The 1,569-nt window shown below is 75.1% G+C and carries 1 protein-coding gene; it reads left to right on the top strand.

Going from position 1 to position 1,569, the window contains the following annotated elements:
- Positions 1 to 152: 152 nt before the first annotated feature.
- Positions 153 to 1,250: a succinyldiaminopimelate transaminase gene (dapC, locus tag ACYVE9_RS26125; RefSeq protein WP_461030364.1), complete on the top strand. Its 1,098-nt coding sequence runs from the start codon at positions 153 to 155 to the stop codon at positions 1,248 to 1,250.
- The last annotated feature ends 319 nt before the right edge of the window (positions 1,251 to 1,569 follow it).

Raw genomic sequence — 1,569 nt, 5'->3', positions numbered from 1 at the left:
TCTGTGCCGTACCGGGCGCGTGTCCGGTAGGGCCGTACCGGCACCGCCGCACGAGGGGCGCCGGGCAGCCGGCAGCGCGCCCGGTGGTGAGCGCGCCGGGAGCGGCGAGTGCCGGGCAGCGAAGAGCAAGGCAGAGAAAGCGAGTCATCCCCGTGCCATCCGTCTCCTCCCGCCTGCCGGAGTTCCCCTGGGACCGGCTGGAGCCGTACAAGACGACGGCGTCCGCCCACCCCGGCGGCATCGTGGACCTGTCCGTGGGAACGCCGGTGGACCCGGTCCCCGAGCTGGTGCAGCGGGCCCTGGCGGACGCCAGCGACCGCCCGGGCTACCCCACCGTGTGGGGCACCCCCCAACTGCGCGACGCCATCGCCGGCTGGTGCGGCCGGCGGCTGGGGGCCGCGGGTGTCGAGCACGTCAACGTGCTGCCGGTGGTCGGCTCCAAGGAACTGGTCGCCTGGCTGCCGACCCAGCTGGGACTCGGTCCCGGTGACCGGGTGGCGTTCCCCAGGCTGGCCTACCCCACCTACGAGGTGGGCGCGCGGCTGGCCGGCGCCGAACCGGTGGTCTACGACTCACCGACCGAGCTCGACCCGGACGGCCTCGCCCTGCTGTGGCTCAACTCCCCCTCCAACCCCACCGGCCGGGTGCTGGACGCGGCGGAGCTGCGCGAGACGGTCCGCTGGGCCCGTGCCCACGGGGTGCTGCTCCTCAGCGACGAGTGCTACCTCGAACTGGGCTGGGAGGCCGACCCGGTGTCGGTGCTGCGTGAGGACGTCTGCGAGGGCAGCCTCGACGGTCTCGTCGCCGTGCACTCGCTCTCCAAGCGCTCCAACCTGGCCGGTTACCGGGCCGCGTTCGTGGCCGGGGACGCGGCGGTGCTCGGCGAACTGCTCAAGATCCGCAAGCACGGCGGCATGATGACACCCGCGCCGGTGCAGGCCGCGACGGTGGCCGCGCTCGCCGACGACACCCACGTGCGGGAGCAGCGGGAGCGCTACGCCGCCCGGCGTTCCGCGCTGCGTGACGCGCTGCTCGACCGCGGTTTCCGCATCGAGCACAGCGAGGCGTCGCTGTACCTGTGGGCGACCCGGGACGAGCCCTGCTGGGAGACGGTGGGTGAACTCGCCGCGCTGGGCGTGCTGGTGGCCCCCGGGGACTTCTACGGCACCGCGGGCGCCCGGTTCGTGCGGGTCGCCTTCACCGCCACCGACGAGCGGGTCGCCGAGGCCGTGCGCCGGCTGCGCACCTGATCGGACAGCCGAAGGGCCCGCAGCACCGGACGGCCGAAGGGCCCGCAGCGCGCACCCGATGGGTGGTCGCTGCGGGCCCTTCGTCTGCCGCTGCCGGGACGGGCCGCCGCGGGGTTCGGCCGGTTCCGGGGTCAGGTGCCGGGATCAGCCGTCGTGCGGGTCAGCCGCCCAGCGGGATGCCGCCGATGGAGCCGCCGCCCAGCGAGCCGCTGCCGATCGGCAGGGCGTCGGTGGGCAGGCCGCCCTTGGTGAGTTCGTCGGTGGGCAGGCCACCGCGGGTGGCGGTCTGCAGGGCAGTGCCCAGCGCGTCGGTGGGACC

The sequence above is a fragment of the Streptomyces sparsus genome, assembly GCF_054776295.1.
This window is presented reverse-complemented; position numbering and strand designations above follow the sequence as displayed.